The 15004-nt window shown below is 36.8% G+C and carries 14 protein-coding genes; 11 read left to right on the plus strand and 3 right to left on the minus strand.

The features are described 5' to 3' along the window. Positions 1-23 precede the first annotated feature (23 nt). Positions 24-560 carry a GNAT family N-acetyltransferase gene (locus tag ACSBPO_RS02795; protein WP_442598565.1) on the plus strand — a complete coding sequence of 179 codons (537 nt, stop codon included), beginning with the start codon at positions 24-26 and terminating at the stop codon, positions 558-560. 221 nt (positions 561-781) lie between these two features. Here the strand turns inward: ACSBPO_RS02795 and ACSBPO_RS02800 are convergent, their stop codons facing one another. Beyond that, entirely contained in the window at positions 782-1672 is an 891-nt protein-coding gene (locus tag ACSBPO_RS02800; protein WP_442598566.1) for a hypothetical protein, read from the minus strand. 531 nt (positions 1673-2203) lie between these two features. Here ACSBPO_RS02800 and ACSBPO_RS02805 point away from each other — a divergent pair. Continuing rightward, on the plus strand, positions 2204-3178 hold the full coding sequence (locus tag ACSBPO_RS02805; protein ID WP_442598567.1) for an FUSC family protein: 975 nt from the start codon (positions 2204-2206) through the stop codon (positions 3176-3178). 83 nt (positions 3179-3261) lie between these two features. Beyond that, positions 3262-3582 carry a ribonuclease E inhibitor RraB gene (locus tag ACSBPO_RS02810; protein WP_442598568.1) on the plus strand — a complete coding sequence of 107 codons (321 nt, stop codon included), beginning with the start codon at positions 3262-3264 and terminating at the stop codon, positions 3580-3582. Between the two features lie 312 nt (positions 3583-3894). Here ACSBPO_RS02810 and ACSBPO_RS02815 read toward each other — a convergent pair whose 3' ends face one another. Further along, a complete protein-coding gene (locus tag ACSBPO_RS02815) occupies positions 3895-4950 on the minus strand; it encodes a multicopper oxidase domain-containing protein (protein WP_442598569.1) in 1056 nt (351 codons plus the stop codon). 396 nt (positions 4951-5346) lie between these two features. On the opposite strand from ACSBPO_RS02815, the gene ACSBPO_RS02820 reads away from it, so the two are divergent. The 6 genes from ACSBPO_RS02820 (at position 5347) to ACSBPO_RS02845 (ending at position 11704) form a co-directional block, all read left to right on the plus strand. Then, positions 5347-6330: a nuclease-related domain-containing protein gene (locus ACSBPO_RS02820; RefSeq protein WP_442598570.1), complete on the plus strand. Its 984-nt coding sequence runs from the start codon at positions 5347-5349 to the stop codon at positions 6328-6330. 307 nt (positions 6331-6637) lie between these two features. Further along, on the plus strand, positions 6638-7846 hold the full coding sequence (locus ACSBPO_RS02825; RefSeq protein WP_442598571.1) for an MFS transporter: 1209 nt from the start codon (positions 6638-6640) through the stop codon (positions 7844-7846). A gap of 389 nt (positions 7847-8235) precedes the next feature. Continuing rightward, positions 8236-8724 carry an RNA polymerase sigma factor gene (locus ACSBPO_RS02830; protein WP_442598572.1) on the plus strand — a complete coding sequence of 163 codons (489 nt, stop codon included), beginning with the start codon at positions 8236-8238 and terminating at the stop codon, positions 8722-8724. Next, positions 8721-9737: an anti sigma factor C-terminal domain-containing protein gene (locus ACSBPO_RS02835; protein WP_442598573.1), complete on the plus strand. Its 1017-nt coding sequence runs from the start codon at positions 8721-8723 to the stop codon at positions 9735-9737. The genes ACSBPO_RS02830 and ACSBPO_RS02835 overlap by 4 nt, the downstream gene beginning before the upstream one ends. A 518-nt stretch (positions 9738-10255) precedes the next feature. Then, the gene (locus tag ACSBPO_RS02840) at positions 10256-10810 is read left to right on the plus strand and encodes a hypothetical protein (protein ID WP_442598574.1); all 555 of its coding nucleotides are present in this window, start codon (positions 10256-10258) and stop codon (positions 10808-10810) included. 432 nt (positions 10811-11242) lie between these two features. Beyond that, a complete protein-coding gene (locus ACSBPO_RS02845) occupies positions 11243-11704 on the plus strand; it encodes a hypothetical protein (protein ID WP_442598575.1) in 462 nt (153 codons plus the stop codon). Positions 11705-11797: 93 nt separating this feature from the next. On the opposite strand, the gene ACSBPO_RS02850 is transcribed toward ACSBPO_RS02845, so the two are convergent. Next, on the minus strand, positions 11798-13138 hold the full coding sequence (locus tag ACSBPO_RS02850; protein ID WP_442598576.1) for an amino acid permease: 1341 nt from the start codon (positions 13136-13138) through the stop codon (positions 11798-11800). Positions 13139-13444: 306 nt separating this feature from the next. On the opposite strand from ACSBPO_RS02850, the gene ACSBPO_RS02855 reads away from it, so the two are divergent. Next, positions 13445-14167, plus strand: a complete 723-nt coding sequence (locus tag ACSBPO_RS02855) for a YwaF family protein (protein WP_442598577.1) — start codon at positions 13445-13447, stop codon at positions 14165-14167. A gap of 58 nt (positions 14168-14225) precedes the next feature. Beyond that, on the plus strand, positions 14226-14933 hold the full coding sequence (locus tag ACSBPO_RS02860) for a M48 family metallopeptidase (RefSeq protein WP_442598578.1): 708 nt from the start codon (positions 14226-14228) through the stop codon (positions 14931-14933). Positions 14934-15004 lie beyond the last annotated feature (71 nt).

Raw genomic sequence — 15004 nt, forward strand, 5'->3', positions numbered from 1 at the left:
ATAAAAATGAAAGGTGTTAGAAAATGAATCTTGTCATAAGAAGACCAAGAGTAAAGGATGTAAACCAATTAAAAGAGTTATTCAGATTGGTCATAACTGATACTTTTCATAAAGAGGGTATCGGGCATTTGTTAGAGGATATGAAAGATGAAATCGAAACGAAGAACAACTACCTAAATAGAGATATCGAAAGTGGCGGTAAAGATAGATATTTTCTAATTGCTCAAGATGGCGACCAAATAATTGGCACAATAGAATATGGTCCAGCAAGTGAGCTTATAAACCAATGTACTAATCATGCATGGAAAGGTATGAATGAAGTGGGAACAGTATTTGTACACCCCAATTATCAAAAAAGAGGCATAGGTAATCAACTATTAGAATCTATGAATGCTGCTTTAAAGAATAGAGGAATAAAAGAATTTTGTTTAGATTCCGGATATAGAAATGCACAAAAAATCTGGCAAAAGAAATTTGGAGAACCAGATTATTTGTTAAAAGATTATTGGGGAGAAGGAGCCCATCATATGATTTGGAGGATAAAAGTTCGTGAGGTATAACATAGTACTTCTATTCAGTTAGCCTTACTTCTTAAGTTGTAAGAAGTAAGGCTTTTTTTATAGGATAAGAAAGCATAATTTCTTTGGACTTCGAAAATTGTCTAGCTCCAGCGCCTAGCCCCTCGAGGTCAAATAACCTCTAGCGTAAGAAGTCAAAGTTCAAACTTCTTACGCTAGAGAACATTTGCTTGTCGGGGCTAACCAAGGCGCTTGCGCTTTTCTTATTCTATAACAAAATAAGTAGATGTATCAGTTCCTTCGAAGCTTTCTTGTGTGAGATTCCCTTGTTTATTTCTTTGTTCTCCCGTTTTTTCCATCGCAAAGGTTCTAATCATATAACCCTCAACAGGAAGTTGGTTTTTATCAATTGATTGTATTTCACCATTTTTTACGATAAAAAGTGATTCGTCTTCAGCTGCGTAATTTACTCTTTCGCCTGTACTTTGAATGACATAGTATGGATAGTCACCTTTACCTAGAGTAATTTCTTTCATATTAAGTGTTTTGATATGTTCGAAGAAATGTTGAGCATCGATTAACCGGTCATAATGAAACCAAGTATCAGCCTGGCTCTTCGTCACACGATATCTATTTTTTCCTAGTTCATAACGGATTTGATATATGGTATATTTGCCATTATTAGGTGTTGCAAGTTGCCAACTCAAATCTTTAATGGAACCATCTTTCAAATATTCTACTTCAAAATCCTCAAGTTTTAGATCATTGTTTTCGAGTTTGAATTTCTCTTTTACCATTTTCAATTGGTAAGGAAAGTCCATTGTATAAACGGATTCGATTTCTTGTTTAATAAAATGTGGACGACTTTCCCATGCTTCCATGGTACCTGGCAGGATCCAATGAACAAGTAAAAATGCAGCCACTCCACAGATAGCGGCTGTACGTTTTACATGTCCATTTAATGTAGGATGGAAAAATAACAGATAAATCACAAACCCAAGTGGAAGTGCAATATGATTTAGATTAAAAGCGAAGGAGCCTAAAATAAAGTAACCTATTACCTTTAACGGAAAATTAGATTCCTCATCGTTCTTTTTTCTTACTAAAATAAGGAAAATGATTATTAATAGAATGGTATATATAATGGAAACCATCACAACCTCCTTTTTGAGCAATAATAATTTATGATTATCTATATTTTACCATAAATTTCATGTGAAGCTGTTAAAATATCTAATACCGGATTATATGTCTGGACAGGGATAGAGATGAGCCCCATTTTTACCGGAAAAGGATGTAACCTGCTATTTTATCATGAAGTTGATTCCAACTGTGATAATAAAGAGGATGAAAAACACAACGATTAATACTAATCCATTTGGATCTTCGGGTTGGTTTTTCAAAACTATCACCTCCAATAGTTTGATGACATATACTATGTGACTTTACTTTTTTTGCTTGTACCAATAGATGAAATCTAATAATGACGTCATTATTAATAAGAGTAAGAAATGAATAGCCCAGTAAAAAGCACAATTAACACGATTTTTGTACATGTAACAAACTTGGATGCTGGTATTTGGGTTGTGAAAAAGCAATCTTCTAGTGAGTAATTTTTTAATATAAATCTACTTTTATGTAAAAAATACAAAAGGTTGTATGACATTATTAAAGTAGGTATTAACATGCAAAATACTCGCGAAACATTAGAGCATTATGAAGATAAGTCTTTACTGATTTGGAAGATGGCGGTGGCTTCTGGTCTTTCATGGGAAATCGCCAAACTTTTTGGATCCAATCATCCCTATCTGGCCCCATTATCCGTTATCCTTTGTATGCAAACCACGATTGACCAATCGATACGGTATTCATGGCATCGAATGGTTGGGACTGTGATTGGGATCGTTAGTACGATTTTTATTGCAAGTAAGTTAAGTGTAAACGGCTGGACACTTGGTTTACTTATTTTAGGAGGAACTTTTATTGCCAAATGGATGAAGCGGGATGAGACGGTTCTTCATCAGGTTGCTTTAACGATTTTACTGGTTTTTGTTTTCGAACATAAAACCAAACATTACGCGATGGATCGAATAAGAGATACCTTAATTGGCGCGATGATCGCCATTTTGATTCAAATGCTTATTTTTCCGCCGAATTATACGAAACAAGCAATCAGAAGGTTTGAAAAATTTTCTAGTGAATTATCAAAGTTTTTCATCGATACAGGAGAATGGGTTCAAACTGGTTGTAGGCAAGCAGAGGGACTGGCCCTCGAAGCTAGGGTAAAAGGGTTGCTGCAGGAACTTCACCAAGCAAAAAAAGATATAACAACAGCTTCCAATAGTTTGAAATATAACCCGTTAGGTAAAAAGAGTAAAAAGATATTGGAAGAGTTATCAGAGAAAATGATGGATTTAAAGAAGGGCTACCACTATCTTTCCAACATTGTTGCCATTTTTCAAGAGTGGGGAAATGAAGGAACGATGACACCAACGGAACAAGAAATATGGAGCCATCAATTAAAAGTCATGAGCCCTTACTTTTTGGAAGAAAATATTCAGTTAACCATCAATGTGATGATACAGCCAGAATTTGAAGCACAAAAATATCATATTTCATTGTACCAAGCGACCTTACAATTGGTTAGGAAATCGGGATAACTTATCGTTCGATGGATTTCGATGAGCGTTTCCTGTGCTATAATAGTCAAACTAGATGTGAAATAAGATGGAGGAACTATTGAATGAAATTTCCGAATGATGCTGATGGAGAAGCGTTGCGAAGCCTTTATAATGAAGGGATAAGTTTTAAAAAACCTCAATCTGTTGAATTTTTTGTGGCAGTACCCAATAAAACGACAGGTGAAAAGGTTTCCCAAGTACTAAAAGGGGAAGGATTTAATTGCCTTTTAGAGCAAGATGATGAAACCGATGAGTGGTTATGCAGTTTTTCGAAAAAAATGCTGCTGAACCATAGTGAAATAGTCAAGATGCAGAAAAAAGTAGATGAGCTATGTAAACCGCATGGTGGATATTCTGATGGTTGGGGCGTTTTTGTGGATTAAGGTTAATGGGGATCTTCCTTAGGGGGGATTCTTTTTTTTGTGGGATTTTAGAGTGGAGAGGGGAAAAAGTTGATAAATTTGCTGGGCGGTTGATAAAGTGGCGGATGCGGTTGATAAATCCGTAAAAGCGGTTGATAAAATGGCAAACCCGGTTGAAAAATCCATAGGATGGCAGGGAAGTACCTTAATTTTTAAAAATTTTCACCAAAATTTAAGGTGATACGATAATCGCAATTACTATCAAAAAAAGGTCATATCGACTATTTATAACAAAAGCGCCGGTGGAACGAATCCACCGGCGCTTCTATTATTTTAGTGAGACATTGTTTCACTGCCGTCATCTAAACCGTCTTTTGTCACCTTCAGAACCGCAACGGCTCCTTTTGTAACATGGTTGAATTGGTGTGTGACGATTGGATAGCTGCCTTCTTTTGTTACAGTAAATTCTACAACCGCACCACCACTAGCTGGAAGCATAACCGTTTGCATCCCTTTCATCTGGTTGTATGGGTTTCCATCGATGTAGACATCATCCATAACGGTACCTACGACGTGGAAGCTGCTCACTTCATTTGGACCAACGTTTAATACATATAATCTAACCTTGTCGCCAACTTTTGCAAGAAGCGGATGGTCAACTAAAGCGCCGACTGTTCCATTTGTATTAGGGTCGCCTTCTTTTAACGCTTTTGTAGAGAAGACAACATTTTTAGGAACGCCATTTGTAAAATCTTCTAAGTCATTGTATTTGTACCATTCGTTTTGAATAATCGTATATTCACGGTCGATTTGCTTATCAGTTGGATAGCCATCTTTAGGCTTCACAATAATCATACCGTGCATTCCGTTGGCGATATGAGATAAAACTGGTTTTGTACCGCAGTGGTACATGAACACGCCAGGATTGTTTGCTGGATAAGTGAATGAACCTGTTTCATCTGGCATCACGTTTGCAAAATCAACAGATGGGGCAGCATGCACAGCGTGAAAGTCCATGCTATGCGGTACCGCTGGGTCCATGTTGGTTAATTTGAAGTTGATTAAATCGCCTTCATTCACAACAACCACTGGACCAGGTGCTTCACCATTAAAGGTCCAAGCTTTGTAGATATCTCCTTTAGAAATTTCAATATCTGTAATTTGAGCGGTCATTTCCACATTTACTTCATGCTCGCCAATTCTGTTTATCTTGATTGGAGTAGGTTTTTGGTTTACATGTTCATGAGGTCCGAAAACTTGTGTTGTGACATTTGAATTTGCTTCTGCTTCAACCTTTTTTTCCACTACTAAATTATCCTTACCACCGCAAGCGCTTAATACTAACACAGAAGTAACCATCATTGCTGCCACTCTAGTAAACTTACTCATAATCTTTTCCCTCCAATTAAACTCCTATATATTTTTTATTATTGATTACATTTATAGTTTAACTTTTCTGTAAATCGTTCTCGTGATTTCCATCACTAAAATGAGAGGTGAAAGTGAACGATTTGTGAAAAGGTGAGCAAAGTGATATTAACACAATTTTAATGGTACAAAGTATAGAAATACCAAGGTTTTGGGGCGGGGAGTTGATAAATAGGTGGGGCGGTTGATAAGGGGATTTTTGCGGTTGATAGACTCGTAGAATCGGTTGATAAATTGAAAGAATCGGTTGATAAATTTCACAAAGGTCATCAATTTGAAAAAAATGGGCCAGGTTTTCGGCAGGAAATTGACCAAAAGTGAGGAAATAACTACTTAATGAAAAAAGGAGGGTTAAAATTGATCAAAAAACCAAGACCAAAACCATTAAAAGTGCCATTTTGTGAAGCCTTAGAGCAAAGAATTGACCCCAATCACCCCAAACTTCCCACTATTAAAAATGACCTCGGCTCCTATTCATCTGGATACCACGGTGAAAAAAGCCTCGACTACCATTTAAGCACTCTGTCCCAAAAGAGGTATCTGATCTTCCATGGCCTTAGGCTAAAAAATGATCAGTATCACTTTCAAATCGACACGCTTATTCTTACCTCACACTACACCTTCATTCTGGAAGCAAAAAACTACTCAGGTACTATCTTTTTAGATACCCCATTAAACCAGCTCATTCAAACAAAGGGAGATAGCACCGAGGTCTATCCGTGCCCCATTTTACAAGCGGAACGCCAACAGTATGAATTACAAAACTGGCTTCAATCATGCGGCTTGGCCAATCTACCAGTGGAAAACATCGTTGTTTTTGCAAATAAAAAAGGTCTATTAAAAACACATCCAGATCACCAACAAATCTATCAAAAAATATGCAAGTCCCCTGATATCAAAAATAGGATAGAAAAAGTGGATAGGCTTCACCCAGAAGAACAATTAAACGAGAAAGCACTTAAAAAATTAGCAAAGACTCTTATCAATAGTCATGTATCCATCTGGAGTCACACCATGCTAGCCGAATACAAAATGGCCACCAGTGAAATTTTAACAGGGGTGCAATGTCCGAGCTGCGGAAAATTAGGAATGCATTATCATAAACAAAACTGGATTTGTCCCCTTTGCCATACTTGCTCCAAAACAGCCCACGAAAAAGCAATCCGTGATTACTTTCTTCTCATAAAACCCACGATTACCAATAAGGAACTCCGCCGATTTCTCCATCTTCCAAACGCTAGAATTGCCCAAAGACTATTACTCTCCTTAAATTTGCGTTTTTCCGGCGATAAAAAGACAAGAGTCTATCATGTCCCAAAAGAATATCCGTTTTATGGATAGATTTAAAGGTGTAGAGGAGAGCTTCAAACCATTATCAACCGTTTTTCAAAGTTTATCAACCGGAAATAGGAATTTATCAACCGCCAGGAAACTATTATCAACCGAATTTTACATTTATCAACTTTCAGAAGAAATAGGACCTGTCCCAAGCGCACCAACCCAACTAGCACATGGGACTTTTTTGAAAAAATACTTCCTAAACCGAATATTTCGAGTATGAAAATACTTTTTTTTCTGATAATATAAAACTATAAAATTAACATTGGGGAAAATTTAATACATTTACTTTGCTGGGGAGATGGACGATGTGCCAACTTGGAAGCGTAATTTGTGGATACTTTGGATTGGCGTTTTTTTTACTGCGGCCAGTTTTTCAATGGTGATTCCTTTTTTACCGATATTTCTTTTACAAATAGGGGTTCATGAAAATACCGAGATGTGGTCAGGGCTCATCTTCAGTGCCGCCTTTTTTGCAGGTGCGGTAGCGACTCCGTTTTGGGGTGGTATGGCCGACAAATACGGTAGAAAGCCGATGATTATTCGGGCAGGGTTTGCACTCTTTGTTATCTATGTATTAATGGCTTTTGTGACGAATCCGTATCAAATTTTAGGACTTCGTATCTTACAGGGCTTATTGAGTGGATTCATTCCTGGAGCGATTGCATTAATCGGTACGAACACTCCAAATGACAAAGTCGGATATGCCCTTTCTCTTATTTCTTCTGCATCAGCGTCAGGGATGATTATTGGACCGCTGCTTGGCGGAGGAATGGCGGAATTAGTAGGTAATCGGTGGGCATTTGCTACTGCGGGTATTATTGTGGGTCTGGCGACATTCCTGATTATTTTCTGGGTTAAAGAGGAAAATTTCAAGCCAGCAAAAGAAAAAAGCAATATTAAAAATGACTTTAAAGTGGCTCTGGGCAATAAACCATTCATGCTTGTCCTGATCTTAACTTTAATTATCAGTTGTTCCATCATGATTATTGATCCGCTTCTTCCTTTATATATTACAAAACTCGGTGGTTCTTCCGCTTATGCTTCGTTACTTACCGGATTTGTGATTTCGCTGCCAGGTGTCGCGAGTGCATTATTTGCACCTTATTGGGGGAAATGGGCTGATAAAGTTGGTTTCCAACGAGTCCTATTTATTGGTTTGATGGGCGGTGGACTTGGTACATTAGCACAGCTGGTTTTTACACATATATGGGGGTTTTCCATTATCCGCTTTATTTATGGAATCTTCTTCTGTGCTGTTTACCCTTCATTAAATGGTCTAGTCGTGAAGTCCACACCAGAAGAATTCCGTGGCAGAGCATTTAGTTTGAACCAAACAGCGAACCAAGTAGGCGGGATGATAGGTCCAATTTTTGGAGGATACTTAGCAGGAGTCTTCCCAATCCACAGCATATTTGTGGTAACCGGAATTTTACTTCTAATAGCAATGGGAACAGCCTATATGAATTCGGGTGAGTTAAACCGAACTTTAAAAAGGGAAGTAATGGTAGGAAAGTAATTGTTTTTGTGGGTTACTTTTCTAAAAAGATAAATATCGAGGCGCACTCCTAGTATTTTAAGTGATCACTCCTTAAAACAATAGGAGTGTTTTTTTTATCAAGAGAAGGAAATTTATGTTAAAATTAGTGGTTTGAAGGTGAAATAGGCGAAGATGTTCTGATTAGATAACCTTAAAATCATGGCAATGCATAGCTTAACAGGAAAAAATCAGCTTATTTATAAGGGAATATGTCAATTTGCTGATGTAACAGGAATCCTTCCGTCTATTTTTCAATGATAAAAATAACATCCACCATTAACAGAGGTTTTTTTAAAATAGTTGTATACATTTTACTGACTAGACCGTTATAGATGTGAAAGCTTTCGAAAGGAGAATAAAAAAGGGCTGTGAATGCTGCATTCAACGAACAGATAAAAGATTTATCAAACAAAGTCTTCCTGTATTTAGTCAAACAGGGCTGTAACAGAGAAGATGCCAAAGATATTGTCCAGCAAGCCTTATATAAAGCTTTACTGTATATGGATTCCATTGATCAGGATAAATTGTCGGCCTGGGTTTTTAAGGTATCAATCAATCAATATTATGATGTATGCCGCAGAATGAATCGAACCACTGACTTACAAATATGTGACATGGTTAGCAATGAAAAAATGCTGGATGATCTAATGGTAGAGAATGAAGGGCAACAAAAGGTGCGGGAAACGTTAAATTTATTAAGTCCGGTCTATAAACAAATCCTTCTCTTAAAATATGACACTTTGCTTTCGTATAAAGAGATTGGGAATGTGTTAGATATGAACGAAAACAAAGTGAAAACGTATTTAGCCAGAGCTAGGGCGCAATTTAAGGAGTTATTTAGGAGGGATGAGACATGAGTAAGCATGAACATGAGGAACAAAAAGGGATAGAAGAACTAGACTCGGATTTCGCGTTTAAAGATGAAGATGTAAAGAAGTTAGTAAAAAAGGCAAAACGAAAAACAATTTTGCGAAATACGGTGATATCGATTATTGTTACACCTGTTTTATTATTCGCTGGAGTTGCCGCCAATTCGGCACTTGTGAATCAGAAACACTGGGATGTGTATTCTGACCTTGAATTACATGAGCGCATTTCAGGACCAAACGTTTTTCTAGGTAATAACTCTTTTAACTATTCCTTCTTAAATGGAACGTTTACCTCAAAAAAATATAAAATGATTGAAGGACGAGTGATTCCTTGGGAAGATGAAACGGTTGAATTTAATGTTTTCGGATCTGGTCACCCAATTGCCTCAGGTAGGGGTAGTGTACAAATTAATGAGCATGCAAGCTCACCACAAATAGATCGCTTTTATGATTATCAGAGCGGAGAGCGTGTTTTACTATTCTATCACCCATCCTTAAAGTATGAGCATTACTTTAAGGACTTCGATATTTTAGAGAAAGTGAAAGATGATCAGTTTATAGAAATGGCCATTTCCTTGGATAAGGGGTATACGTTTGACGCTATCAATACAATGCTACCAAAGGATGTAGATGCAACCTGGTATCGCGTAAACAGCTATTCAAAAGAAAGACTAGAGCTTGAAAAGAAAGATACCATTGCTATCCCTGAACAAGCTCAGGAAGTCTACGGATTTGATGCTTACTTTGATCCAGCCTTTAAGGATACGAAAAGAACAGAAGACGATTTTATTGAAGATGTAAAGAGATTAAAGGATAGTAAAAACAATAACTATTACACCTCTTATGCAAAAGACCACCTTTACGACGTGGTAAAGGAAAACCAAAAGGATGGTATGATTATCGGCGTAGTCGTAACAGGTACGAAAGAACAGCTCATGGAATTAAAAGGATTACCATTCGTAACAGCTGCCGTAATGGGTGCAACCGTTGATCAGTATTGATTTTTTAAAAAATATGAACCTTTGAACCGAACTCACACTGAACTACCATCGAAAAAAAAGACGATAAGATAGAATAAACAAAGAACAAATATTTTAATGCGAGTAGTCAGAAAAACGCCGTATCGGCGTTTTTTTCTTTCTTCTACACGAACTAGTATTCATAATGAACGCCATTAAGTTGGATGAAGAGAGAAAAAACATAAGGAATGCTCCCGAACGTTTTATTAGCGGCCAAATTCTTCTCCTTTTTACTGCACTAAGGATCCGAAACAGAATCCAAGGATGAAACAACTTACTGGTACCTTTTTTCGTGTAAAGGCATTAATTCATTTTTGGGGTGGAGAGGTGGGTTTACTTATGGATCATGCAAATACGTCTATAACGGTGATACTCGCCATGGCAATGCAGAGTATACATATTTAAAAATAGTATTTTATTAAAAAATTAGTGGGAATTATGCCCAATATCTTCAAAAAAGTATATGATGGAATAGTTGAAAAAGGATAAGGCGGGATATAATGAACCAGCATTTCATTGCAATATTGTGTATTTTGTTGTTAGTTGCCTTTAGTATTTACCGGAGAATACGCCGAAATATCGGTTGGCAGGAATTAAATACAAGGAAGTTAGTCACGCGAACAATTATTTTTCTTGTAATTGGATTGATTTTCCTCTCAGGAGCGCTGACACATCCAATTAGCCTGATTTCAGATTTTGTAGGTATTGCCATAGGAGCATTCCTGGCCTTTTATGGAGCAGGGCTGACGCATTATGAGGTACGTGGACAAAAATGGTATTTTCAGCCAAATGTTTGGATAGGGAGCTTGGTTACAGTTCTATTTTTAGGGAGAATGATGTTCCGTTTTTACAAAATCTATGAAATGGGATTAATGAGCGGGAACGGAATTACTCCGGTATCCCCCCCTAATGATTTAAATCAAATGAATATGTATGTAGGAAATTCTTGGTCTTCAGGACTTGTCTTAATCATGTTTGCCTACTACGTCGTTTATTTTATTCTGATTCTCCTAAAAGAAAAAAAATTAAAACTATCAACTGAGATTACACAATAACGTTAAAGAAAGGACGGACAGTAATATGAACTGTCCGTTCTTTTTCATTGCTTGAAGGTGTTTGAATGTTCCTCTTTGTTTTTTGAGGAGGCAAGATAATAAAGGACGCAATACATAATAAATATAAGTAAAGTCGGAAAATATAAATGCCTGTTTACTAGATCTAAAAGGACACCGATGCCAAATACGACTAAACCGAAAAACCATAACCACTCTAATCTTTTAATTAGCCTCATATTGCACCTCGCTTTTTTAGAAAAATGAATTCCTATTCTCTTTATTTACCATTTTGTTGAGATTCATAAGAGTAAAGGGAGGGAAAGTTGATAAATGTTAAAATTGATTGATAAATGCGGGGATTCGGTTGATAAACACCTAGTAGGGTCATTTACAATAAAAGAACAGGTAGTCAAATTGAAAAGGATGTGAAGAATGAAAGGGATTGCCACCATCCTCTTATGTATCTTATGTATTTTGTTTATTAAAATGAAACCTATTTCCGATTATGATCAATATAGAAGCTGGTTTGATAAAGAAATAGCTTTTGAGATCAATCATGAATTAAAAAGCATCAATAAAAAGATAACCAAAAAAGAAGTCATGCCAAAAGATTATCAACATTTAGCCACAACCTATGAAAAATTATATGAACAAGCATTAAAAAAGGAGGCTGCCAATAAAGCACATCCTCATTTATTAAAGTATTTGAAAGAGAGAGCGAACTATCACCATGGATACGCCGATTATTTGAAAAATAAAGATCAAATGGTGAAAGCCCAACTGAATAATGTTTATGATGAAGGAAATGTGGAATATCAACTGTTCCTTGATAGTTTGGAAAAATTTGCAGAAAAGCATTATGAAAAGTTTGACTATCCATTTATTCTTTATTAAAAAGGTTGTTTTCATATAAAATGTGGTTGGTAAAAATCCCGAAAGGCAAAGAAGTTTTAGAAAAGAGCCATAAAAAAAGCTAACTAAAATGAATTAGTTAGCTTTCTTTTTGAAAACAAATGAAAGACCGGTAAGAACAGTGACGACAACTAAACAAACAATCGTCCCAATCACATTATTTTTATTAAATAAGAAAGCTAAGAAAATCAAGCCTAGAGATAAAATGGCGATGATGGTGGTATAAGGAAACCATTTTAGCTGGAAGACTGGCTTTTCTTTGTATAATGGACGAAGCTTCAACTGTGCTAAACAAATACTTAACCAAATTAAGATGACCGTAAACCCTGGGATCGCCATTAAATAGCCAATGACTTGGTTAGGAATCATATAGGCTAAGAACACACCCAATAAGATTAATAGGGTTGTGATGACGATGCCGTTTAACGGAATTCCTTTTTTCGTGATTTTTAAAAAGGCTCTTGGTGCTTCACCGTTTTGCGACATCGAAAATAGAGTCCGAGATGTAGCGTAAATACCAGAATTAGCAGCTGAAAGAACGGCAGTGATGAGCACAAAATTCATGACATCCGCTGCACCTGGAATTCCTGCAATGCTAAAGACTTGGACGAAGGGGCTTTCTTGTCCCGAAACTTGATCCCAAGGGATGATTCCACAAATAATAAGGATGGGAAGAACATAGAAAAGAATAACTCTCCAAACCGTTCCTTTGATTACTTTAGAAAGAACACGCTCGGCATCCTTTGTTTCTGTGATAGCAACCCCAATTAATTCTGCCCCACCATAAGAAAACATGACAACTAGGAATGCACTTAGAACTCCTCCCATTCCATTAGGGAAAAATCCGCCATGTCCAGTATAATTCGAGATAGGATCCTGAATCGAACTCGGAACGATTCCAAAGAAAATCAATGCTCCTAAAATAATAAATAATGTTAGTGCTAAAATTTTAATTCCGGCAAACCAGAATTCCATTTCGCCATAGTGTTTTACTTGAAAAAGATTAATCCCAACAATCAATGCCGCACATAACAGGCTTAATATCCATAATGGAATGCTCGGAAACCAGTATTGTAAAAAGCTTGCTGCAGCGATTAGCTCGACAATGGTGACAAGAACCCAGTTAATCCAATATAGCCAGCCGACGATAAAAGAGGTCTGGAATCCGAACGCTTTATGCACCAAACGTTGTACATTTAAATTGGGAAAAACGGTAGCCATCTCACCGAGGGCGCCCATGACAATAAAGAGCAATAATCCCCCAATCAAATAGGCGATAACAACGCTAGGTCCAGCCATATTTAAGGTTTCAGAGCTGCCTTTAAAAATTCCTGTTCCGATCATGCCGGCCAATGCAATAAATTGGACATGCCTCGGCAATAATCCCTTTTTTAAATCTGGGTGATTGTTTTCCATGGTGTCATACCTTTCTATTAAAATCCTTTTGCGCTTTTATGCTTTTATGCTTTTATCTATTAAAGTGAATTACTATTTTAATATATCATAATATGAATCAATGTCAATTCACTATTTATTCCAGCTGGATTTTGTATTTAAAGCGCAATTAGACTTTATTTTGTCAACCAAGTTTAAAATTTATCAACTTCTGAAGCAGCAATCCCTATGAAAGCCTATTTTTCCCTAAATTCGTGTTAGATTTAATTCGGGTGAATACAATGGTAGATAACAGCATGTAATTCCACTATGAAGGGTGTTGAAATCATGTTTTCTGTGACAGAAATGAGAGATTTCACGATATTTTCAATGACCCATCTCGTTACGCTCCTATTATTCTTCATCGCTTATTTTCTTTTCATTTATTATAGAAAGAGACTTAAGCCGTACCAACGGCAGGTAAAATGGACACTTTTTAGCATTTTGGTTGTTTGTGAGATATCCCATCATTTATGGTTAATCTTAATAAATGACTGGGAAGTTGCGGATCTCCCTATTCAGCTTTGTTCGCTTAGTACATTTTTAGCCATATTTTTATTTTTAAAACCTAATAAAAAGGTATTTCACTTATTGTTTTTTATAGGTACCATTCCTCCGATTTTAGCCATGGTCACACCTGATATGGTTTATCAATTTCCTCACTTTCGTTTCTTAAAATACTTCATCCACCATTCCGCGATTCCGATTGCCGTCTTATATTTCATCTTATTTGAAGGGTACAGGGTTCCAAGAAAAGCTATTTTTACTAGTTTTTTAACTCTGAATATGATTGCTGTACCTGTCTTTATTTTGAATATCTTCCTAGATACGAATTTCTTCTTCTTAGCGAATCCCGCAGAAACGAAAACACTCTTAAATTTTTTCGGCACTGGGATTATGTATTATATAAGCCTTGAGAGCGCTGCACTAGTAACATTTATACTCACCTATCTTCCAATGGGGAGGTTGATGAAACGGGAGAGGAAACTGGAAAGCCGTCAGCCCCTTTAATGCAAAGGGGTTTTTTATGTTATGATTAATGACAAAAAAGATTCTCCAGGTGATAAAGATGATTCATACCTTTTTAGAAGAAACGATTAGCTTTGAGTTAATACATAAGAAACGTAAATCGATTAGCATAAAAATAGATTCATATGGAAATGTGGAAGTACAGGCTCCTAAAGGTACACCGGAACCAACTGTGCTCCAATTTTTAGAGCAAAAATGGGAATGGATCTTACAGAAGAAGAAGGATATGAAGGATAGATTGGATGGGAAGCAGGAGAAAGTTTACGAACAGGGAGAAGGTTTCCTTTATTTAGGGAAGACTTATCCTATCCAAATCATCCATGATCCAACTATCGCACAGGATAATGCTGTTTTTAAAGATGATCAGTTACATATATCCGTTAAACAGCTGGAGGATGAAAAAATCAAGCAGGCACTTAAACGGTTTTATTATCAGCAATGTAAGCTGTTAGTCGAGAAGAGTATTCGAAAATATCAAAGTAACTTCAAAACAAAGCCGCGTTCGATCCGGATAACCGATAGCAAAACCAATTGGGGAACCTGCGATGCCAAGCAGCAATTAACCTTCAATTGGAAGCTGGCGATGGCACCACTAGATGTCATTGACTATGTGGTAGTCCACGAAATGTGCCATATGGTTCATCTAAACCATGACCGCTCCTTTTGGAGGTTGGTTGGTAAAATCATGCCCGATTATGAACAAAAGGAGCACTGGTTAGCATTATCAAGCTGGAAAATGGTAGTGTAAGAGGCAAAATTTATTAATCAAACGTTTGATTAAACGGGGCTAAAGCCTTGAAATACAGGGGAAAGCAAGTA

The sequence above is a fragment of the Neobacillus sp. D3-1R genome, assembly GCF_052180215.1.
GTDB lineage: Bacteria > Bacillota > Bacilli > Bacillales > Cytobacillaceae > Pseudoneobacillus.